Source organism: Burkholderia sp. 572 (assembly GCF_040545135.1).
GTDB classification, from domain to species: Bacteria; Pseudomonadota; Gammaproteobacteria; order Burkholderiales; family Burkholderiaceae; genus Burkholderia; species Burkholderia cepacia.
This window is the reverse complement of sequence record NZ_JBEPLH010000025.1, coordinates 75,606-95,140: the sequence shown is the minus strand read 5'-3', so window position 1 is coordinate 95,140 and position 19,535 is coordinate 75,606. Positions and strand designations below refer to the sequence as shown.

Below are 19,535 nucleotides of genomic sequence, written 5' to 3'. Positions count from 1 at the left end.
GGCGTGCGAATGGTTGCCGCTGCGCAGCGGCGTGATTGGCGGTCAGCGAACCGACAGGTCGTGGTGTTTGACCATGTATCCGTAGACGGTGGCGGGGTAGATCCGGGCCGTTGTTGTCTGCGACGGATTGAGCGGTGCCTTGGCGGCCGCGCGAACGGACTCGCCGGGCAGCAGGTACGACTTCGGGAGCGTCACCGAGTCGTCTCCCGGCATCACGCTGACGGTCTGGTCGAGACGAACCACGTGGCTGCTCGGATTGCGCAATTCGAGTTCACCGCCTTCAACGTGGGCGGTCAGCTTGGTCCACGGTGCGCGTTCGGCCTTGGCGCCCTTCGGCAGGATCAGCATCGGGAGGTTCTGGCGAACCGTCATCCGCACCGTGTTGCCACCCTTGCTGACTTCCGGAATGCCCTCGAACGTCACGCGCTTCAGCCGTTCCTTGTCGAGCGGTGCCGAGCTCGTCATGATGAAGCGGACGAGCTGCGTTTGACCGGGCTCGACGCGAGCGACCGGCGGTGTCGCGAGCACGAGCTTTTCGTCGTCCTCGGGGATGTTCTCGATCGAGGTCATCAGCAGGATCGGCGTCGGCTCCGTGTTCGTGATCTTAATGCTGCCGCCGCCTTCTGATTCGCGCACGAGTACGACGGACGTTTCAGGAACCGGGCCGCCCGCGTGGGTCTGTGTCGCACCGAGCAGTGCCGAAGCGGCGAGCGAGAATGCGATAATAAATTTTGATTTGTTCAGCGAATTCATTTTCGAGGTTCCAGGGGTGGTTCAATATTTGAAATACCGAATAATGAACGGAATGTTTGGGTGGAGATGTCGTCTTGTCGATTTTTGAGATTTTATAGATGGGCAAAAAAATGACGATGTGACTGGGTCCGACCATAGATAGGATTAGTACGATTTTGCGGGTGGCGAGTTATTTTTGCTCGTACCCTTGATATTCGTTGCCCGGGTGGCAGGTGCAAGGCGAGTGCCTTGAAGGCTTGATGCAGCAAGGCAAGAGGGCGAGTCGGGCTGGCCCGGCGATCCATCTGATCTTTCGCTCGGCGAGGTTGCCAGCGTCGTGGTTCGTCCGGTATCGAGGCGGCGGGGAGGGGCGAATGTGAACTGAATCCACACGAGCAGGTGCTTGTGTCGGATCGGGTGCGATATCGATTTCAGGGTGTGCTTTGGATTTTGTTGCCTTTATTCTTTCTGCCCTGAAAGACGGTGATCGATAATCGACATCGAGCATTCGGTCAATTATCTGATTGGGGTGAGAATGAAGCGCGCGCGATTGCGGCATGTGCCGATCGACACATGCCTCAGGATTGCATTACAGATAACGCAGTTCGAAATTCACCATGCCATCGAGTTGGATTTCGTCGCTGGCCGGCAGCGTTGTCGGCTTGGCAATGGTCGGTGTGACCGTCAACATGGTGGTGGCGTCCTTGAAAGCGACCGGAACAGTACCGGAGGCGCGCCAACTGCCTTGATAGAAAGTGTAGCCGTTCGTCATCGAGCTGTACTCCGTGACCAGCGTCGTGTTGATATGGTCGTTGGCCGAGTGATAATAGTGCGTATTGTTGGACTGCAGCGCCGCGATTTTGCCAGCGGCGTTGTCGACGGTTGCTGTGCCGTTGATCGCCTGGATCATAAAACCACCGATTTTCTTCGGCTCACCATCGGTATCCGGCGTCGTGCCGAGACCGAAGATGAAACCAGCCCCATAGCCAGCTGCTGTGGGGTTGCCCCATGTCGTAGACGTGACGTCGCCAAAGGCGATCTTCGAGTCGGCCTTGGCGTCGGTGAGCTTGACGGCGACACGGGTCGGCGCTTCGCAGCTGACGCTCATCTCGGTGGTTTGCGATTCAAGCTTGGTACCCCCCGCGTCGAGCGCATTGAACGCGCGCGTGAACGTGAGCGTGTCTCCGCTAGGGAAGCGGATATCGCATGCCGGCGGGGTGATTTCACCACGGACTTCGATCGTAGCGGAGGTTTGTTGGGCCACGGCAGAACCCGCGACACCGAGCATTGCGAGCGCGATGGCCGGCACGCTGAGTTGATGACGTTTCATTTTCGTATTCCTGATGATCAGAGGTAGACCAGGTTGAGCGTGACGCTGCCGTCGAAGTCGATCTTGTCGGCAGTCGGGAGTGTCACGGATTTGGCAATGGTCGGGGTAATCGAGATGGTGCCGCCGACGTTTGTGACCGGGGTGGGGGTGGCCGTGCCATTCGCGGCCCAGGAATAGGTCATGGTCGGGGAGAAGTATTGCCTGTACGTCACGTCGTTCGACCAGTTGCCCGTGGTGGTGCTATCGCTCGTGTAGATCACGCCGGCTTGCACGCCATTGGTGTTTGCGGTGTCGACGGTGACGACACCGTTTTCGAAACCGAGCATGAGGCCGCCGATCTTCGTGTTACCGTCGCTGCCGGTCATGCCTAGGCCGAAGACGTAACTGTCGTTGGGCGTACTGTGGGCCCATCGAGTCGACGTTACGTCGGCCTTGGCGATCTTCGTCGCGGCCTTGTCATCGGTGATGGCGAGGCCGACACGAGTGGGCGCTTCGCAACTGATGTTCATGCCGACGGTTTTCGGATCGATCTTGGTGCCGTCGACGTTCAGGGCGCTGAACGAGCGCGCTTCGAAATCGACCATGCCGCCACCATCGAGCGAGATGGAACACGCTGGCGGCGTGATCGTGCCCTTGATGGCGAGCGTCGCCGACGTTTGCGCAATGGCGACGGAGCTGCAGGCGAGCAGCGGGGGCAATGCAATTGCCAGGCAGAGTTTTTTATTCACACAAATGTAAAGGAAATAAAGGTTGAACAGGCCTTTCCCCGATGCACGGATGCCGCTCAAAGGGGGAAGAATCAGGAGTCCATCGAATGACCATTCACGCGAATCAATTTCGTTTACTCCAGCGAAATAATTGTATGGAAATAAAAGGATTCGTAGATATGACGCGTCCAATCATGTATGGGAATCGTCTGATATTTGACGTGGATTGCCGGGAGCCACGGCGCAAATCTCGAAAAGACGAACGCGTCGTGGAGATATTCACCAGCCACCGGCTTCAACGACTGGATGCATCCAAGCGACATGGGCCGCGCGAGATTCAGGGCGATGCGCGGGAGTCGAGGCAAATATCAATAAGCCGCTCGGACGTATTTCTGCCGGGTGAGCATTAACTAGAACCAACCTGTCTCCACGATTTCCGAGCGGGTTCCGAGCGGGGTGCAGTAATGTCGTGCCGCCTGCGCCAATTCTTCACTGCATCTTCGCCGTTCTCGACATTCCCGCAGAATGCGGATGATCTGTTCGTCGGTGGGGCGCTTCTTCATTGAGTTCTCCTCGCCTCCACGATAAGAGAACCCACTTGCCGTTTGGCTGCACGATCCTTCTCAGGTCAGGTGAGCTCGTATCTGTCTTATAGATGATGAGCGTGCGTCTTATTGCTCTCGCCTATCTACGTCGTTAGTCTCGAAGTGCCGGCACCTCTGAACTTGGCAGTTGGATTCAGCACACCGCGCGTGTGCGTCTGAACGTCGTTGACGCCGCCAACACGGTTTCGGCTAGCACGGGTATTTTCTTATTTGGAAGGCACATGAAAAATACGGGACACGCATTCAAGTCGGTGCGATGGCTGATCGCGCTGATAACGATGTATGCGGCATCGCAAACAGCGGTTGCGTCGACTCTCACGCGCGATAACGGCGCACCAGTCGGCGACAATCAGAATTCCCAGACTGCGGGCCCGAACGGCCCGACCTTGCTGCAAGACGTGCAGCTGCTGCAGAAGTTGCAGCGCTTCGACCGCGAGCGGATTCCCGAGCGCGTGGTGCATGCACGCGGCACCGGCGCGCGCGGTGAATTCACGGCACTTGCCGATATTTCCGACCTGACGATGGCGAAGGTTTTCAAGCGCGGGCAAAAGACGCCGGTATTCGTGCGCTTTTCGACGGTGGCCAACGGCTCATACTCGCCGGAAACTGATCGGGATCCGCGCGGCTTCGCAACCAAGTTCTACACGGAGGACGGTAACTGGGATCTGGTCGGCAATAACTTCCCGACGTTTTTCATCCGCGACGCGATCAAGTTCCCGGACATGGTTCACTCGGTCAAGCCCGACCCCGCGACGAACCTGCCGAACGACGCGCGCCGGTTCGATTTCTTCTCGCACGTGCCCGAGTCGACCCGCACGCTGACGCTGCTTTACTCCAACCAGGGCACGCCAGCCAGCTATCGGATGATGGATGGAAACGGTGTCCACGCGTACAAGATGGTCAATGCGAAAGGCCAGGTGCGATACGTGAAATTTCACTGGAAATCGCTGCAAGGCATCAAGAATCTCGACCCGCAGCAGGTTCGCGAGATTCAGGGGCGCGACTACAACTACCTGAGCCGCGACTTGATCGAAGCCATCAACAAGGGCGACTTCCCGAAGTGGGATCTGTACATCCAGGTGCTGGAACCCGAGCAGCTCGCGAAGTTTGACTTCGATCCGCTGGACGCAACGAAGATCTGGCCGGATGTTCCTGAGCGCAAGATCGGGCAGATGGTGCTCAACAAGAATCCAGCCAACATCTTCCAGGAAACGGAGCAGGTGGCCATGGCGCCGGCGAATCTGGTCCCTGGCATCGAGCCGTCCGAGGACCGGTTGTTGCAAGGCCGTTTGTTCGCCTACGCCGATACGCAAATGTACCGGGTCGGCGCCAACGGATTGCAGTTGCCGGTGAACAAGCCGCGCGTGGCCGTCAATAACGTCAACCAGGATGGTGCGATGAACGCCGGTCATGCAACCGGCAGCGTGAACTACCAGCCGAGCCGTCTGCAGAGGCGCGTCGAACAACCGTCCGCGCGCGGCGTGGAAACGCCGTTGAAGGGGGCGACGCAGCAGGCGAAGATCCGATCTGAGCAGAACTTCAAGCAGGCGGGCGAACTGTTTCGTTCGTTCAGCACGAAGGACAAAACGGATCTGATCAACACGCTGGGTAGCGAACTCGCGAAGACCGACGACGAAAGCCGGCACGTCCTCCTGTCGTATTTCTACAAGGCGGATGTCGATTACGGCGCCGGGTTGGCGAAGGTCGCGAACGGCGATCTGGCGCGTGTCAAGGCGCTGGCCGCCAAATTGAGCGACTGACCGCCGACTCAAGCCCCGTGTCGACCGAGTGCCGTGCATCGGCGCGCTGACGCGCTGATGCACGGTCCACTCGCGGCGGGATAGGGGCTGGTAGGGAACACATGCGAAAAATATTCCTTTCATTTCTGATTTCCCTGGTATTCGCGCATGCTTACGCGGTGGAAGTGGCCAAGGATGGCGCGCCCGAGAGCCCGGAGATGATCCGGGCGAAGCTGAAGAAATATTTCCTGGAGGCCGCTCGGGAGGGCAATCAGGCAGTTTTGAACGATTTCATTGCCGCTCGCTACGACTTGAATGTGCGTGACGAGAAGGGCTATACCGGGTTGATACTGGCTGCCTACCACGGGCATCGGAATGCGGTGGAACAGCTTCTGGCGGCGGGGGCCGATCCTTGCGCTCAGGACAAGCGCGGCAATACGGCTCTGATGGGCGCGATATTCAAAGGCGAGCTTGCAATTGCACGACGTTTGATCGCCGCTCGATGCCATCCGGACCAACGCAATCATGCGGGCCAGACTGCCGCCATGTACGCCGCGCTGTTCCAGCGCACGCCTCTATTGGAGGCCCTTGCCGAACGCGGTGCGGATCTGCATGCGCGGGATGCGTCGGGCAATACACCCGATAGCTTGCGACAGGGCGTGCAAAGGTAGCTCGGGGTGCACGCGTTGTGCGTCTCAAGGCCGACGCTTTGCAAGTCACCGCGTCGCCAGCAGTAGGCGAGAGAAGACGGTCTTCGTTCTCAAAGCCGTCGCCCTCTGGCCAGCGCGAATCCAAAGGCGGTCTAACGCTGATCGCAGTTACGACTCCGAGCGGCATCGACGAGCGTTGGCAGGCGCGGTATCGAGCCGGTGATCGGCAAGCGCGGTACCGAACATGGCAGCGGCCTTGGCAAATATCTCTGGGTCGTTGGACATACGCATGCCTGGTTGCATCATTTCCGTCGCCTCCGTATTCGTTTCGAGCGCCGTGCTGACATTCACGGCGCGCCCCTCAAACTCGGTTGCGGCTTGATCTGCGGGACTTACTCCCGGCACGCCGAGCAGCCTTCGTGAAGCCCTCTCTAACCACAGATGATTGATGTCGGCCGCTAACGTTACTGCCGACGTTGAATTTTTCGATCGTCAGCCATGGCAATGACAAGTCGGTCAAAGAAGTTTCCCACGAGGTTTGCCTCACTATGAGTCGCTATCCAAAGCCGTCCGTGCCACCTATGTACGACGATCCTGCCTATCTCGCGCAATTGCGGCGCGACTTGTTGCGCTTCGCGCGCCTGCAGCTTCGCGATGCCGACGCGGCCGAGGATGCCGTGCAGGAGGCGCTGACGGTCGCGTGGATGCGTGCGGGCGACTTCGCTGGCCGGGCCGCGCACAAGACGTGGGTGTTCGGGATCCTGCGCAATAAGCTGATCGACGTGCTGCGCTCGCGGCAGCGGACAGTGAGCCTGTCCGCACTGGACGCCGAGCTCGACGGGGAATCTGCGCTTGACCGAGAGCTGTTCAAGGAGAACGGGCACTGGTCCGCGCATACGAAGCCGCGACCATGGCCGAACCCCGAAACGTTGTTGCAGCAACAGCAGTTCTGGACGCTGTTCGACGCCTGCCTCGATCACCTTCCAGAACAGATCGGGCGCGTGTTCATGATGCGCGAGTTTCTCGATGTCGAAATCGCTGACATCTGCACCGAATTGACGCTGACGACGAATCATTGCAGCGTATTGCTGTACCGGGCGCGCACGCGGCTGCGCACCTGCCTGAGCGAAAAAGGGCTAACGACCGATGATGCTACTGGGAAAATGTAAGGACGTGACGCGGCTACTGTCCGATACGCTCGACCAGCATTTGACGATTCAAGAGTACGTGCAGGTGCGCGTGCATCTGCCGACCTGCAGCGGGTGCCGACAGTATCGCAGGCAGATTGTGTTGCTGCGTACGGCTGCGAGAGTCGCGGCGGGCGAGATGAAGGTGGCGCGTGACAAGCATACGCTCAAGTGGAACAAGAAGTGGCCGACGGGGTTCGACCTGAACGTGCAGGCGATCGGCAGCAGCAAGGAACCTGGCATCCACTCCGGCACGGTCAACGCAACGTGCGATCAATACGCGAAGTCGCGCAGCTAGCACCGACGCGCTTACCTGCGCTATCGCGGTAGAAAACCGCTCGGTTGGGTACTGTTGAAGGGCCGTGACTTGACGCGCGAAGGCAATGCGTTCTGCTTCGCTGGCAACATCTTGCGCGTGTTCAATTGCCGCGCGCTGCTCGAAGGCAAGATCAAGGATGGAGCCAACTTTGCACAGAATGCGCGCGGCAATTGGTTTCTCAACATCGTGATCGAGATGCCCGACGATCGTGACAAGCTGCTTGATTAGCGCGGATTGCGGTTCGCGAGGAACGCATGCGACTGTGATCGCGGCGACCTAGATCGGCCACGCGGGACGGTCGATCGTGAACAGCACGCTGGCCGGCATGTCGCTCGTGACCAAAAACCGTCCTTTCAGGTTAGGGCTGCGTTGCAGCGTCTGGCTTTCGGGGGTGGTGTCATGCGAGGCCGGGCAGTGATCCGCGCCGGAGGGACGGGTAGGCAATCCTGCGTCACGCATCGATTTGTTCTGTTGCGATTCCGCATTGGCGGGTCTTGCGGCTATCACACTCATGAGCGTGTCGATGATGCGACCGCGTGCCGTGGTCGGGAATCGGGGTGAAGAACGCGGCCGGAGGCCGATGAGATGCGGCAGCGCATATCGCCGCCCCGACGGCCGCGATAGCCGCGCGGTGTGCGGCCGGATCGCCTGCGAGGTCCTCATCGGTGCTTGCGCGACGGCCAGGACCGCAACGGCGGGCCGCCTGAATGCGTGCGGCGCGCTGACACGCGCCGGCGTCGAGCGCAGCGAGATGAGCCACGTTGGTCCAGATGCGCGATCGCGGCCCGCACGTGCGTGTTCTGTGCCGCATTGCGTACGAATGACACTGCGGTTCGGACTGGTCCAATTGTCGCCGCGATTGTCGTCGGCGACGCTAACGGACTTTCCAGAAATCAATGCATGGTCTGCTGATCATCTCGATATGTGTCGTCTTCGCCATATTTATCGTCTTGTGATCGATCCAGGTCGGCGGGCGTCCACGTTTTCAAGTACAGAAGAGGGGCTTTTCGCGCGATGTCAAACCGGATTCGCAAGTTGGTAATCATGGCCGTAGGCTGCATGCTGACGGCCGCGGCGGGCGCCGCTGACCGCATTCACTGGCCCGATGCGTCGAGCCGTAAACCGCTCGTCGGTGTGCAGGTCAAGATTCAGTCGTTCACGCATGACGATGCGCGCCGGATTCGCGACACGGGCTTTGCATTCGTCCGCTTCGGCGCGTGGGCCGATCGTCTGGACCAGGCCGATTACCGCGCCCAGCTCGACGACGCATTCGCGACCGCGCGGTCCGCCCACTTGCCGGTGCTGCTGACCGTGCGGGCGCTCGGTGCGTTCACGAAGGCGCGCGGCACCGGGCCGACGGCCGTGCTGCTCGCGAACGCGGGCGAACGGATGGCCGATGCGGTCACGGCGCTGTCCGCGCGGCACGGGCACGACCTGATCGCCGTCGAACTCTGGAACGAGCCCGACCTCGACCACTACTGGCCGACCGGCGATGTCGCGCACACCTTCCCGCCGTTCTCGGCCGCATTTTGCCGGCGGATGTCCGAAGGCACGCGCACCGTGCCGATCGTCGGCTTCGGGTTCGCGCGGGCGCCGCTGCCGGGCAGCGTGCCGGGCGACCTGCTGGCGAGCGTGCAGAGTGCCGCGCCCGGTTGTCTCGATGCCGTGTCGTATCACGCGTACGGAATGACGCCCGAGCAGATCCGTGCGGCGGCACGCGATATCGACGCGCGCTACGGCCTGCCGGCGCTCGTCACCGAGGTTGGCGCGGCGTCGGTGGGCGGCGACGGCGAGCTGAGGCAAGCGCACCGCCTGCGCACGCTGCTCGACGCGCGCGGTGAACTGCAAACCCCGCTGATCTCGATCTACGAATGGGCGGATACCGAGCACGCAACCGACGCCGCCCAGCGCAGCTACGGGATCGTGCATGCGGACCGGACGCCGAAGCCCGCGCTCGACGCGGTGCGCGCGTCGCTGCACGACGCACCTCCGGTTCGGTAATCAGGCCCGCGCGCGCCGCGTGCGGATCGACCACAGCGCGACCGCGAACGGCGCGACGCTCGACAGGTGCCGCAGGTAGCTGCCGAGATCGGGCTCGAACAGCATCGACACGGCCACGTGGCCGAGCATCAGGCACGCCAGCAGCTCGCCATCGCGAGACGGTGCGGCCGCATCGTTGCCCGCCTGCCGGGCCGGCAGGCGCTGCCAAGCGGCGCACAGGAACAGCGCAATCAAAGCCTGCATCGCCAGACCTTTCGGATCGAACGAGAACAGAACCGGCATGTTGAGCCGGACGAGCGAGTACGCATAATTGCCGACGAAGTGAACAAAGGAGTCGGGCGGAAACGGATTGTAGAAACTCGTGCGCGCACCGAATGGCGATGAATACACGAGATAGTCGACGGCGAGGTCGCGCGGCTGCTGCAGCAACGTATAAACGACGTTCGGCAGCGCGACGAGCACGGCGACGAGCAGCAGCACGCCGGCCACTCTCGGCAGCGTGGACACCCGCCGATAAACCCACGCCGCGAGCGCGATCGCGAGAATCAGCGCGAAGTAGCTGCGAATGGTCGCCGCATAGCCGAGATACAGCGCGGCGGCGATCAGCATCGGCCGCGCGGTACCGCGCAGTCGAGCGGCGGCCAGCACCGCGATCGACATCGCGACGACGATCGTGTCCTTGCTGGCGACGAACAGGTTGAAGAACAGGCACGGCGCGAGCAGCGCGAGATAAACGACGAGCGCGCCGAGCCGGCGCGTTTCGCGCAGTGCGAGCCAGATCGCGACGACGCCGAGCCCGACCACGAACACGGCGGTGCCGGCATCGCCGAGTGCCTGGTACAGCTTGCCGACCGCGTCGAACGACGAACCGTCGTAGGTCGAGCCGCCGCCGATCTGGGTCTGGATCTTGTCCGCGTCGCGGAAGATGAATTCCGGCAGCAGCGTGCGCGCGTTCACATACACGCCGACGTACAGCAGCGCGACGAGCGCCGCGATCGCGTCGCGCAGGCCGCGGCTCAGCAGCGGCCCGCTGACGATGACGCCTCGGAGCATGTCACGCAGCATCGCTCGCTCCGGCGCGCCGGCCGCGCGTGGCCGGCAGGCGCGACGTGACGACCCACGCGAGCCACGCGTTCACCGCGATGCTGGCGATGAGATGCGCGACGGCCGCGCCGATCGCGCGCTGGTCCTGGACCAGTGCGATCGACATCGGCAGGCACGCGATCGTCAGCCCGGCGATCACGCATGCCACCATGCGCCCGGCCCGCAACGCGACGGCGGCGGCCCACAGTACGTCGGTGGCGGCGCGCAGCACGAACGACAGCAGCAGCACCGCGAGGATGGCGGCCGATGGCGCGTCGTTGCCCGTGTGTGCAAGGCGGAAGATCCACGGATGCAGGGCTGCGATCGCGAGTGCGGAGGCGCCGGTCAGCAGCAGCGACGCGCGCAGCGCCCGCGCGAGTTCGGCTCGAAACGCAGGCGCGGCGTCGCGCGTACTGTCGAGCGCGCTTACGAGGCGCGGCGCGGCCACCGCCACGACGGTCGCCGATGCGATCGTCTGGATCGCGTTCGCGATCGACCAGACGAACACATAGCGGCCAAGTTCGTTCGCATCGAGCTGCGCGGCCGCGACGAAACGCTCGAGATACTGCAGCACCGACAGCAGCAGCAGCGCGATGAAGAACGGCGCACCGTCGCGCCAGACCGCGCCGAGCCGCACGCGCGTCGCCGACAACGCTGGCATCGCCGGCAACCGTCGCGCCACGTCCGCGATCAGCATCCAGCCGGCTAGCACGACCACGACGTCGCCCGCGATCCAGACCGCGAACAGTCCGTCGATCGAATCGATTGCCTGCGCCGTCAGCGCGGCGATCGCGATGCCGGCCCACGCGCCGGTGCGGACGAACAGCAACCATGACGCGGCGCGTGCGCGATGCAGCGAGAACAGCCACGTGTTGACTTCGAGCGCGGCGTGTTCCGCGCAGGCGACGAGCGTGACGAGCAGCAGCGGCATGTCCGACAAGGCGCCGAAACGCGCGGCTCCAAGTGTGTCGACCGGCAGCGCGGCGATGCCGCCGAGCAACGCATAGACGCCCGCGTAAAGCACGGACAGCCGTACGCAGGTCCGCACCGCGTCGCGCGGATCGGGGCCGGCGAGCCGGCGGTTGATCTCGGTGCTGAAACCGAGCCCCAGCACCTTCGACGCGACGACCGACACGGCGAGCGCAACCCCATAAACGGCTACCGCGTCGAAGCCGAGCGTGCGCGCGACGACGATCGTCAGCATGAACTTCAGGCCGAGCGCGCCGACCCGCAACGCGAGGCGGGACCATGCGGCGTTCATCGTACCGCTCCGCTGGCGAGCGCATCGCGCAATGCCGTGACGATCCGCGCGCGTTCGTCGCCGAGGCGCGCGAGCCCGACCTCGGCCTGGACCCAGAAGCGGCGCAGCGCGTCGGGCGCGAGCAGCGTGTCGCAGACCGCGTTCGCGTCGAAGTCGGCCGCATTCGCGACCCAGTGGCCGACGCCAAGATCGTCATATGCGCCGAAACCCTTGCGCTCGTAGCTCAGGTGATACGCAGGCACACCGTGCAGGATCGCCTCGAGCGCGCCGTGCAGGCGCACGGACACCACGGCGTCGGGCGTGTCGTCGGCGAGCACGTCCTTCAGCGAGCGCGCGGCGTCGAAGCCGCGTTCGCGGTAGTACGCGGCATCGTCGTTGCCGCGCCCCGCGCTTTGCACCGCGAACGTGATGCGGCAGAACGCGCCTAGCCGCTCGATCAACGCGTCGGTCGATGCGAGGTAGCGTGCGCGTTGCGCGTCGTTCCACGCGGGCGGGCGGCGCAGCACCAGCGCGATGTGCGCGGGTGTCGATGCGGCCGTGCGCACGCGGTCGCACAGGCCGGCCGCCCGGTGCCCGAATTCGAGCACCGCGAGATCCGGCGCGCGGCGCGTGTTCGCATTGCCGGCGAGCAACGCGGCCGAGCGGTCGTCACGCACGAACACGGCGCCGAAGCCCGCGAGCAACGATGTCAGGTGCCCGGCGAGCAACGGATTGCCTGCTGCCGGCCCGATGCTCTGCGACAAATAGACGGTCGGCTTGCGCGCCGCACAGGCCGCGCGCATCTGCACGAGATGCCCGGCTTCGAGCTTGAGCGCCTCGACCGCGTTGCGCGCGCGTAGATAACCGCCGCCGACACCGACGATCAGGTCGGCCCCGCGCAGCAATGTGCGCAGGTCGGCGAGCGCGGGGTTCGCGGCGACGGGCAGCGCGGCCATCGCGGCGCCGATCAGGCGCCCGGCGCCGCCGGCGGCGAGCACGGGTGCCGGCCACACGTCCGGATGACCGGGAAACGAAGCCGGATCGGCCGCGACGATCGAGACCTGCGTGTCGGCGCCGAACGCATCGCGCAGCAGCGCGACCGACAGCTCGACGAGCAGCCCGTCGCCGGAATTGCGCGCGCTGTACGCATGCAGCAGCGCGACGTGAACGGGACGGGTCATCATGTTTTCTCCTGGAGAAGCGCGCGATAGACGGCGAGCGTGCGGTCGACCATCGCGTCGGCCGAGAAATGCGCGTACGCTTGTGCACATTGATCGCGCATCGACCGGAAGGCGGCTGGATGATTGACCAGCCAGCCGATCGCCGCGGCGAACACGGTTGGATCATCGTCGTTCGTCACGGTCAGGCCGACGCGATGCGCGGCGATCAGCTCGGCCGCGCCCGCGACATCCGTTGCGACCATCGGCACACGGGCCGCGACAGCTTCGAGGCACACGTACGGAAAGCCTTCGTAACGGCTCGGCAGCGCGAACAGGTCGAATGCGGAGAAATAGCGGCGGGCGTCGTCGACGCGGCCCGCGATGTGCAGGTTCAACGGCAGGTCGCGCGCTTCGTCGCCGGCAGCGCGAGCGAAATCGCCCGAGCCGATTGCAACGACCTGTAGGCGGCGGTTGTAGCGCCGCTCCAGCAAGCGCGCGATGCGCACGAGGCGATCGACGCCCTTCTGGTGATCGAAGCGGCCGACAAAGCCGACGACGAAGATGTCGTCGGCGAGGCCCAACGCGATGCGCGCGGCCTGGCGCGTGAGCAGCCGGGGCGGCGTCACGCCGTTCTCGACGATGCGAATCCGTTGGGGCGCAATGCCGAGTTCATGCAGATGGTCGGCCTCGTCCTGCGAGACCGCGATCACCGCGTCCGAGCAGGCATTGCCGAGCACGCGCTCGATGCCGCCGTAGAACGCGCGTTTCGCGGGCGACAGCGTCGGGTTCAGCGTATAGACCGCATGCGGCGTATACACCTGCTTCCACGGCCCGCGACACAGCCGCGCGAGCGCACCGGCCTTCGAGCTGTGGCTGTGCACGATGTCGGGCTGAAGCCGGCGCAGAAGGCGGCGCAATGCCAGCATGCCGGTCAGGTCGTGCGGTCCGACCGAGCGGCGCAGCGGCAGCCGGTGGAACGAATGGCATTGCGCGGCGGCGCTCGACAGCATCGCGTCGTCGTAGCGCTCGCCGAGCGGCGCGATCAGATGAATCTCCGCGTTCGAGCGGACGCGCAGTCCCGCGATCAGGTCGGTCAGGTGCACGGCGACGCCGCCGCCGGCCGCTTCGACGACCAGCACAATGCGCAGGGGCGGTGCATCGGAAACCGAGGACGCGGACGGGCGCGGGACATGGTGGTCCGCCGCCCGATCGACCGGTGGCGCAGCGAGTTCGATGTCGCTCATGCGGATCTCCGCAGCAGACGTTGCAGCGCCGCGCGCAGGCGAGACCAGTGTGTGCAGCGCGTCTCGCAGGTGTAGCGATACGCTTCGTAGCGGTAACCGCCGAATTTGGAGCCGAACGCGGACGCGCCCGAGCGCGGATCGAGGCCGTTCAGCACGACGCCGACCGGCCTGTCCGGCCGCGGCGGCAGCCGCTTCGCGGATTCGACCAGTTCGCCGGCCCGCGTCGATCCCGCGCGTGCGACGAGCAGCGCCGCATTTGCGTACATGTCGAGCCAGGTGGCGTCGGTGGCGGCGAGAAGCGGTGCGGAATCGATGACGACGAGGTCGTAGCGGGCACGCAGCGATGCGAGCAACTCGCCGGCGCGCGTGTGCTGCAGCAGCGTGGTCGGCGCGTGCGGCAGGTCGCCCGTCGGCAGGAAATCGAGGTGCGGCGCGACGTTGCGGCGCACGACGTCGTCGGCGTTTGCACGGCCGTCGAGCAGTTCGGCGAAACCGGGGCCGCGTTCGAGACCGAAGTACTGGTGCAGATACCCCTTGCGTAGGTCGCCGTCGATCAGCAGCACGCGCCGGCCGCTCGACGCCTGCACGGCAGCCAAGTTGACCGACACGAACGACTTGCCGGTGCCGGGCGCGGGGCCGCTGATGAGCACCAGCGGATGCGCGACGTCCGTGAGCGAGAAGTGCAGCGCGGTCTGCAGGCTGCGCAACCCCTCGATCGCCGGTTCGTACGGATCGTCGTACGCGAGCACGTGCAGGCCCTTGTCGCGCTGCTCGACCGAACGCATCAACCGGCGCTGGCGCGTGGCGGCGGGCAGCACCGCGTGCACCGGCAGCGACGTATGGCGCTCGATCTCGTCGACGGCCGAGAGGCCGCCATACAGGAACTCCTTGACGAACGCGGCAATCACGCCGAGCGCGAGGCCGAGCAGCGCGGCGACCGCGATCACGACCGGCCGGTTCGGCCGCACGGGCTCGGCGGGCGCGACGGCCGCGTCGACGACGCGCACGCTGGCCGTCCGGCCGGCCTGCACGAGCTCGAGCTGCTGGATGTTGTTCAGCAGCGCGGTGTACAGATCAGTGTTGACCTTGACATCGAGCTGCGCACGCACTTCCTCGGCCTGCTGCGCGGGCAGCCGCGCGATCCGGCCATCGAGCGTCCCCTGCTGCCGCTTCAGTGTCGCGAGCTGCGCGTCGAGCGCGGCCATGTCGGGGTGGGTCGGCAGGAAACGGCGCGAGAGTTCGTCGCGTTTCTGCTGCAATTCGAGCGCGCGCGTCTGCAGGTCCGCGCCCTGTTGGAGCGCGAGCTTGCCTTCCTCGGCGAGATCGACCGAGCCGGTGCGGCTGCGCAGTGCTGCATAGCGCGTTTCCGCGCGTTCGAGCTGCTGCTTCACGATCGGCAACTGCCCGTTCAGGAACGTCAGCGACTGGGCCGCCTCGGCGGACCGGCGCGCGATGTTCTGCTCGACGTAGCGGCTTGCGATCGCGTTCAGCGTCGCGCTGATCTCGGCCGGATCGCTGCCGCGCAACGACGTGACCAGCACGCCCGATTGCTTGACCTTCTCCTGCACGTCGAGCGCGGTGCGCAGCGTGTCGATCGTTTCGCCGCGCGATTGCCGGATTAGCTTGAAGCGGGTGCCGGGCATCGCGTCGAAACCCGTGACCTCGACGTGCAGCTGGCCGTAGCGTGTGGCGAAGGTTTCCGGGGTGCCGACGGTGCCGACGGCGTCGCCCTGCATGTCCGCGCCCGTGAGACGGTAGCGTGTGGCGTCGAGCCGCACGACGTGGAACGTGTCGCCCTCGGCGCGCGTCGGCACATCGAAGCGCGCGACGTCGATGTGCTCCTGGCCCCACGCGTAGCCGCCGAAACCGAGCAGGCCGGGTGTCGTCACGCCGTCGTTGAAGCGCGCGACGAACGCGCCGATCACGGGTACGCGCGACGGGTTCGCAACGATGTAGCTGCGCAGGTCTTCCACCGCCCGCGTGACGACGAGCCGCGACGACAGGATCTGCGCTTCCGCCGACGCCGGCGAGCCGACGTTGAAGAACGACGCGGCGTCGCCGAGCAGGTTCTTCGACGCCGCATCGGTCGCGTCGTCGGTCTGGATCATTAGGTCGGCTTGGTAGGTCGGCGGCGCGACGAACGCGTACAGCGCACCGGCGGCGACGCAGGCCGCCGCGATCGCGGCGATCGTCCAGCGCGCGTTGCGCAGCACGTCGAGCACGCGGATCAGGTCGATCTCGCGTTCGGGAGAGGAGGCAGTGTTCATGGCAGGGTGGCGGAAACGGAAGGGACAGGCCAGCGCGCGGCGACGCGCGGCAGCCAGCTGGCGACGGCGAGATCGATCAGCGCCGCGCAGCGGATGAAGTCCGCGCGCGTGCCGCGATACGGGTCGGGGATGTCGATGCCGGGGCGCGCGTCGTCCGACGCGCGCGCGTATTCGCCGAGCCGGAACACACGCCCGCGCAGGAACGGATGGCGCGCTTCGAGCGCGCGGCGCTGGCCGTCGTCCATCACGAAGATGAGCGACGCCTGCTTGCACAGGTCGGTCGTCACCGGGCGGGCGCGGTGCGTGTCGAGCGACAGGTCGCGCGCGCCGGCCATCTCGCACGCGAGCGGATCGGCCGGGCGGCCCGGCGGCGGCGCGAGGCCGGCCGAGGCGACGTCGGCCTGCGGCAGCCGCGCCGCGAGCAGCGCGGCCGCGAGCGGGCTGCGGCAGATATTGCCTTCGCACACGACGAGCAGGAACGGGCGCGCGCTCATTTCGCGGCGATCCCGGCGGCGACGCCCGTGTTCACGCTCGGCAGCAGCAGGCTCAGCACGCGGCTGAAGCGCACCAGGCCATTGCCGTCCACGTAGACGATGTCCTGCGGCTCCAGCTCGAACTGGTTCGCGAGCACCATCGCGACCGGCGAGCGCGCGTCGAGATGGAACACCGTCGGTGCGCGGCTTTGCGCACCGCGGATCACGAACATCTGCGCGGCATCGGCCGTGTTCGAATTGATGCTGCCGGCCTGCAGCAGCGCGTCGCTGAGCGTGAGGCGGCCGTTGCGCTTCGGCAGCGCGAGCAGGGGCCGGTTCACCTCGCCCATCACGTAGACGCCGTTGTTGTCGCGTGCGCCGATGCGCAGCAGGTCGCCGCTGCGCAGCACGATGCGCGCCGGATCGCGATGGTGTTCGATCATGCTCGCGAGGTCGATGCGCACGGGCGTGCCGTCGCGCACGACCATCACGTCGCTCTGGTCGGCGGCGGGCGTGAAGCCGCCCGCGCGCGCGATCGCGTCGGCGAGCGTCATCGTCACGTCGTTGACCGGCAGCGCGCCGGGCGTGTGCACTTCGCCGTCGACGTAGACCTGCTGCGAGCGGAATGATGCGACACGCAGCGTCACTTGCGGATTGCGGTAGATCGACGACAGCGCGCGGCGCACGCGGTCCTGTGCGTCGGAGGCGGTCAGCCCGGCGACCTTCAGCGTGCCCGCATACGGGAACGTCAGGTTGCCGCGATCGTCGACAACGAAGCCGGCGACCGGGTCGGCCGCGCGCGGCGGAGTTTGTTGCGCACCACTCTGTGCGGCCGCCAGTTCGGGGTGATCCCACACCGTGATCTGCAGCACGTCGCCGGGGCCGATCCGGTACGACGGCGCGCGCGTTGCCGCGAGCGCCGACAGCGACGCGGCTGCCGTGTCGCGCGCCGCGCGCTGGCGCGAGAGTAGCGCCGGGTCAATCGGGATGAGCGACGGTAGCGCTGTGGCACCATGTGGCACTGCGTCGGCGGTCGCAACCGCGGCAGTAGCCGGCGTTCCGGCGTCGTTCGGATCGCTCGCGAGCAAGTCGAGGTCGACCGTGCTCATCTTCATGCCGGGCGCGAGCGCGCATCCGGACAACCAAACACAGGCCGTCAGAACGAGCGCGAGCGCACCGCGGCGGCGGGCAGCCGCAGATGTGATCGGATTGTTCATGGTTTCCTTCCAATGGTGCCGCGCACGACGATGCGACGGCGCGGGGCGGGCTCGTCGAAGCGGAGCCGCGCCGGGGTCTAACGGAATGCAGCGGGCGTGACGCCGCCGCAGTGAACGGCGAAGCCGTTCAGTAAGCGTTGGGATGCACGATCCCTTTCAGCACGGTCGCGCCGATGATCCGCAGGTCGAGCGCGAACGACCAGTTGCGCAGGTAGTACAGGTCGTACTCGACGCGCGACTGCATGCTTTCGAGCCGTTCGGTCGCGCCGCGCAGGCCGTTGACCTGCGCCCAGCCCGTGATGCCGGGCTTGATCCGGTAACGATGGATGTAGCCGTCGACGAGCGTGCGGTACTGTGCGTCGTGTTCCACCGCATGCGGGCGCGGGCCGACCACCGACATGTCGCCGAACAGCACGTTGATGAACTGCGGGAGCTCGTCGAGGCTCGTGCGGCGCAGGAACGCGCCGACCTTTGTCACGCGCGGGTCGTTGCGGGTCGCCTGCACGACCGTGCCGGGCTGTTCGACATGCGCGCGCATCGTGCGGAACTTGTAGATGTCGAACGTGCCGCCATCGCCGCCGCGCCGCTTTTGCGTGAACAGCACGGGGCCCGGCGACGTCAGCTTGATCGCGGCCGCGATCGCGAGCAGCAGCGGCATCAGGACGATCAATACCGCCGCTGCGAACGCGCGATCGAAGATCGCCTTCGTCAGCTGCGCGCCGCGCGACAGCGGCGGCGCCGCGAGCGCGATCGCGGGTTCGCCGAGAATCTCGTCGACGCGGCTGCCGAACAGCGCATGCTTGCTGACGTCGGGCATCAGACGCAACTCGACGAAGTCGTTGCGAAATTCGTCGATCACCGGCTCGACCGCGTCGTCCTCGATCGCGAGCGCGATCCAGACTTCTTCCGCCTGCGCGCGCCGTGCACACGCCGCAAACGAGGCGAGATCGTCGAGCACGCGTGCGTCGCCGTCGAGCGCCGGTGTGTCGCCCGAGGTCCGGTACGCGCCGACGAGTCGGTACGACTGCGACGTGCTCGCGCCCAGCGCCGTGGCGAGGCGCGCAATGCGTTCGCCATCGCCGACGATCGCCACGCGGCAAGGTACGACCGTCGCGCGCAGGCTGCGGCGTCGCGCGACGCTCAGTGCGACGCGAAACACGACGAGCACGATCGCGACGCCGATCGTCCAGTTGAAGAACCAGTGCAGCAGCATGACCGTGAGCGTGGTCAGCGCGACCATCTTCACGAACACGAAGCCCTGCGCGACGAACCAGAGCGCGAGCGTGCGCAGCGCGGTGCGCGTCGCGGGCAAGTGCCCGCCGTCGAGGCCCGAGCCGGCGAGTCGCAGCAGGAACGCCGCGACCAATGCGCTAACGCAGACCAGAACCAATTCGAAGCGAAACGTGGCGAGATCGCGAAACGAACCCGTATGCGCCCATACCGCGATTGCCACGATCGTGACGACCTCGATTGCGCAAACGACGAGCTCGCCGCATGTCGGCTGTCTGATTTTCATGTTCTCTTTCCCTTCCAATCCTGCCGAACGCGATCGGTGCGCGCGCCGCCTTACCTGTCAGGTTT

Annotated in this window: 17 protein-coding genes and 3 pseudogenes; 7 read left to right on the top strand and 13 right to left on the bottom strand. The window is 65.3% G+C overall.

Annotated elements, in window-relative coordinates:
- Positions 1-42: 42 nt before the first annotated feature.
- The 4 genes from ABIC51_RS34060 to ABIC51_RS34045 all read right to left on the bottom strand — a co-directional run bounded on the left by ABIC51_RS34060 (position 43) and on the right by ABIC51_RS34045 (position 3,332).
- Positions 43-753: a fimbria/pilus chaperone family protein gene (locus ABIC51_RS34060; protein ID WP_354006903.1), complete on the bottom strand. Its 711-nt coding sequence runs from the start codon at positions 751-753 to the stop codon at positions 43-45.
- A 568-nt stretch (positions 754-1,321) separates the two neighbouring features.
- A complete protein-coding gene (locus tag ABIC51_RS34055; protein WP_354006902.1) occupies positions 1,322-2,062 on the bottom strand; it encodes a DUF1120 domain-containing protein in 741 nt (246 codons plus the stop codon).
- A gap of 17 nt (positions 2,063-2,079) precedes the next feature.
- Complete coding sequence (locus ABIC51_RS34050) at positions 2,080-2,850, bottom strand: DUF1120 domain-containing protein (protein ID WP_354006901.1); 771 nt, start codon at positions 2,848-2,850, stop codon at positions 2,080-2,082.
- 329 nt (positions 2,851-3,179) lie between these two features.
- Positions 3,180-3,332 (bottom strand): hypothetical protein, encoded by a 153-nt coding sequence (locus tag ABIC51_RS34045; protein ID WP_354006900.1) that lies wholly within the window; start codon positions 3,330-3,332, stop codon positions 3,180-3,182.
- Between the two features lie 263 nt (positions 3,333-3,595).
- Here ABIC51_RS34045 and ABIC51_RS34040 point away from each other — a divergent pair, with 263 nt between their 5' ends.
- The 6 genes and pseudogenes from ABIC51_RS34040 to ABIC51_RS34015 form a co-directional block, all read left to right on the top strand.
- Positions 3,596-5,134, top strand: a complete 1,539-nt coding sequence (locus tag ABIC51_RS34040; RefSeq protein WP_354006899.1) for a catalase — start codon at positions 3,596-3,598, stop codon at positions 5,132-5,134.
- A gap of 101 nt (positions 5,135-5,235) precedes the next feature.
- The gene (locus ABIC51_RS34035; protein WP_354006898.1) at positions 5,236-5,784 is read left to right on the top strand and encodes an ankyrin repeat domain-containing protein; all 549 of its coding nucleotides are present in this window, start codon (positions 5,236-5,238) and stop codon (positions 5,782-5,784) included.
- A 109-nt stretch (positions 5,785-5,893) separates the two neighbouring features.
- Positions 5,894-6,186: pseudogene (locus ABIC51_RS34030) on the top strand (IS5/IS1182 family transposase); the annotation flags it as partial.
- A gap of 125 nt (positions 6,187-6,311) precedes the next feature.
- Positions 6,312-6,932, top strand: coding sequence for an RNA polymerase factor sigma-70 (locus ABIC51_RS34025; RefSeq protein WP_481192973.1), 621 nt, complete (start codon positions 6,312-6,314; stop codon positions 6,930-6,932).
- Positions 6,913-7,086: pseudogene (locus tag ABIC51_RS34020) on the top strand (anti-sigma factor family protein); the annotation flags it as partial. The gene ABIC51_RS34025 and the pseudogene ABIC51_RS34020, both read left to right, overlap by 20 nt.
- A gap of 21 nt (positions 7,087-7,107) precedes the next feature.
- A pseudogene (locus tag ABIC51_RS34015) lies at positions 7,108-7,473 on the top strand (RNA-guided endonuclease InsQ/TnpB family protein); the annotation flags it as partial.
- Between the two features lie 72 nt (positions 7,474-7,545).
- On the opposite strand, the gene ABIC51_RS34010 reads toward ABIC51_RS34015, so the two are convergent.
- Complete coding sequence (locus ABIC51_RS34010) at positions 7,546-8,166, bottom strand: hypothetical protein (RefSeq protein WP_354006896.1); 621 nt, start codon at positions 8,164-8,166, stop codon at positions 7,546-7,548.
- Positions 8,167-8,313: 147 nt separating this feature from the next.
- Between ABIC51_RS34010 and ABIC51_RS34005 the strand changes: the two genes are divergently transcribed.
- Positions 8,314-9,270 carry a beta-xylosidase gene (locus ABIC51_RS34005; protein WP_354006895.1) on the top strand — a complete coding sequence of 319 codons (957 nt, stop codon included), beginning with the start codon at positions 8,314-8,316 and terminating at the stop codon, positions 9,268-9,270.
- On the opposite strand, the gene ABIC51_RS34000 is transcribed toward ABIC51_RS34005, so the two are convergent.
- The 8 genes from ABIC51_RS34000 to ABIC51_RS33965 form a co-directional block, all read right to left on the bottom strand.
- Positions 9,271-10,335, bottom strand: a complete 1,065-nt coding sequence (locus ABIC51_RS34000) for a hypothetical protein (protein WP_354006894.1) — start codon at positions 10,333-10,335, stop codon at positions 9,271-9,273.
- Positions 10,325-11,614, bottom strand: a complete 1,290-nt coding sequence (locus ABIC51_RS33995) for a lipopolysaccharide biosynthesis protein (RefSeq protein ID WP_354006893.1) — start codon at positions 11,612-11,614, stop codon at positions 10,325-10,327. The genes ABIC51_RS34000 and ABIC51_RS33995 overlap by 11 nt, the downstream gene beginning before the upstream one ends.
- On the bottom strand, positions 11,611-12,777 hold the full coding sequence (locus ABIC51_RS33990; protein ID WP_354006892.1) for a polysaccharide pyruvyl transferase family protein: 1,167 nt from the start codon (positions 12,775-12,777) through the stop codon (positions 11,611-11,613). The genes ABIC51_RS33995 and ABIC51_RS33990 overlap by 4 nt, the downstream gene beginning before the upstream one ends.
- Positions 12,774-13,997 carry a glycosyltransferase gene (locus ABIC51_RS33985; RefSeq protein ID WP_354006891.1) on the bottom strand — a complete coding sequence of 408 codons (1,224 nt, stop codon included), beginning with the start codon at positions 13,995-13,997 and terminating at the stop codon, positions 12,774-12,776. The genes ABIC51_RS33990 and ABIC51_RS33985 overlap by 4 nt, the downstream gene beginning before the upstream one ends.
- A complete protein-coding gene (locus tag ABIC51_RS33980) occupies positions 13,994-16,264 on the bottom strand; it encodes a polysaccharide biosynthesis tyrosine autokinase (protein ID WP_354006890.1) in 2,271 nt (756 codons plus the stop codon). Before ABIC51_RS33980 ends, ABIC51_RS33985 begins: the two co-directional genes overlap by 4 nt.
- Positions 16,261-16,758 (bottom strand): low molecular weight protein-tyrosine-phosphatase, encoded by a 498-nt coding sequence (locus ABIC51_RS33975; protein ID WP_354006889.1) that lies wholly within the window; start codon positions 16,756-16,758, stop codon positions 16,261-16,263. Before ABIC51_RS33975 ends, ABIC51_RS33980 begins: the two co-directional genes overlap by 4 nt.
- Positions 16,755-17,954 (bottom strand): polysaccharide biosynthesis/export family protein, encoded by a 1,200-nt coding sequence (locus ABIC51_RS33970; RefSeq protein ID WP_354006888.1) that lies wholly within the window; start codon positions 17,952-17,954, stop codon positions 16,755-16,757. The genes ABIC51_RS33975 and ABIC51_RS33970 overlap by 4 nt, the downstream gene beginning before the upstream one ends.
- 127 nt (positions 17,955-18,081) lie before the next feature.
- Complete coding sequence (locus ABIC51_RS33965) at positions 18,082-19,470, bottom strand: undecaprenyl-phosphate glucose phosphotransferase (protein ID WP_354006887.1); 1,389 nt, start codon at positions 19,468-19,470, stop codon at positions 18,082-18,084.
- Between the last annotated feature and the right edge of the window lie 65 nt (positions 19,471-19,535).

Excerpts from the sequence above, each read along its gene's own strand:
- ABIC51_RS33975 (WP_354006889.1), bottom strand. The coding sequence starts at position 16,758 with ATGAGCGCGCGCCCGTTCCTGCTCGTCGTGTGCGAAGGCAATATCTGC.
- ABIC51_RS34025 (WP_481192973.1), top strand. The coding sequence starts at position 6,312 with ATGAGTCGCTATCCAAAGCCGTCCGTGCCACCTATGTACGACGATCCT.
- ABIC51_RS34005 (WP_354006895.1), top strand. The coding sequence starts at position 8,314 with ATGGCCGTAGGCTGCATGCTGACGGCCGCGGCGGGCGCCGCTGACCGC.
- ABIC51_RS34045 (WP_354006900.1), bottom strand. The coding sequence starts at position 3,332 with ATGAAGAAGCGCCCCACCGACGAACAGATCATCCGCATTCTGCGGGAA.
- ABIC51_RS33970 (WP_354006888.1), bottom strand. The coding sequence starts at position 17,954 with ATGAACAATCCGATCACATCTGCGGCTGCCCGCCGCCGCGGTGCGCTC.
- ABIC51_RS33965 (WP_354006887.1), bottom strand. The coding sequence starts at position 19,470 with ATGAAAATCAGACAGCCGACATGCGGCGAGCTCGTCGTTTGCGCAATC.
- ABIC51_RS33990 (WP_354006892.1), bottom strand. The coding sequence starts at position 12,777 with ATGATGACCCGTCCCGTTCACGTCGCGCTGCTGCATGCGTACAGCGCG.
- ABIC51_RS34035 (WP_354006898.1), top strand. The coding sequence starts at position 5,236 with ATGCGAAAAATATTCCTTTCATTTCTGATTTCCCTGGTATTCGCGCAT.
- ABIC51_RS34055 (WP_354006902.1), bottom strand. The coding sequence starts at position 2,062 with ATGAAACGTCATCAACTCAGCGTGCCGGCCATCGCGCTCGCAATGCTC.
- ABIC51_RS34000 (WP_354006894.1), bottom strand. The coding sequence starts at position 10,335 with ATGCTGCGTGACATGCTCCGAGGCGTCATCGTCAGCGGGCCGCTGCTG.
- ABIC51_RS34060 (WP_354006903.1), bottom strand. The coding sequence starts at position 753 with ATGAATTCGCTGAACAAATCAAAATTTATTATCGCATTCTCGCTCGCC.
- ABIC51_RS34040 (WP_354006899.1), top strand. The coding sequence starts at position 3,596 with ATGAAAAATACGGGACACGCATTCAAGTCGGTGCGATGGCTGATCGCG.
- ABIC51_RS33985 (WP_354006891.1), bottom strand. The coding sequence starts at position 13,997 with ATGAGCGACATCGAACTCGCTGCGCCACCGGTCGATCGGGCGGCGGAC.
- ABIC51_RS33995 (WP_354006893.1), bottom strand. The coding sequence starts at position 11,614 with ATGAACGCCGCATGGTCCCGCCTCGCGTTGCGGGTCGGCGCGCTCGGC.
- ABIC51_RS33980 (WP_354006890.1), bottom strand. The coding sequence starts at position 16,264 with ATGAACACTGCCTCCTCTCCCGAACGCGAGATCGACCTGATCCGCGTG.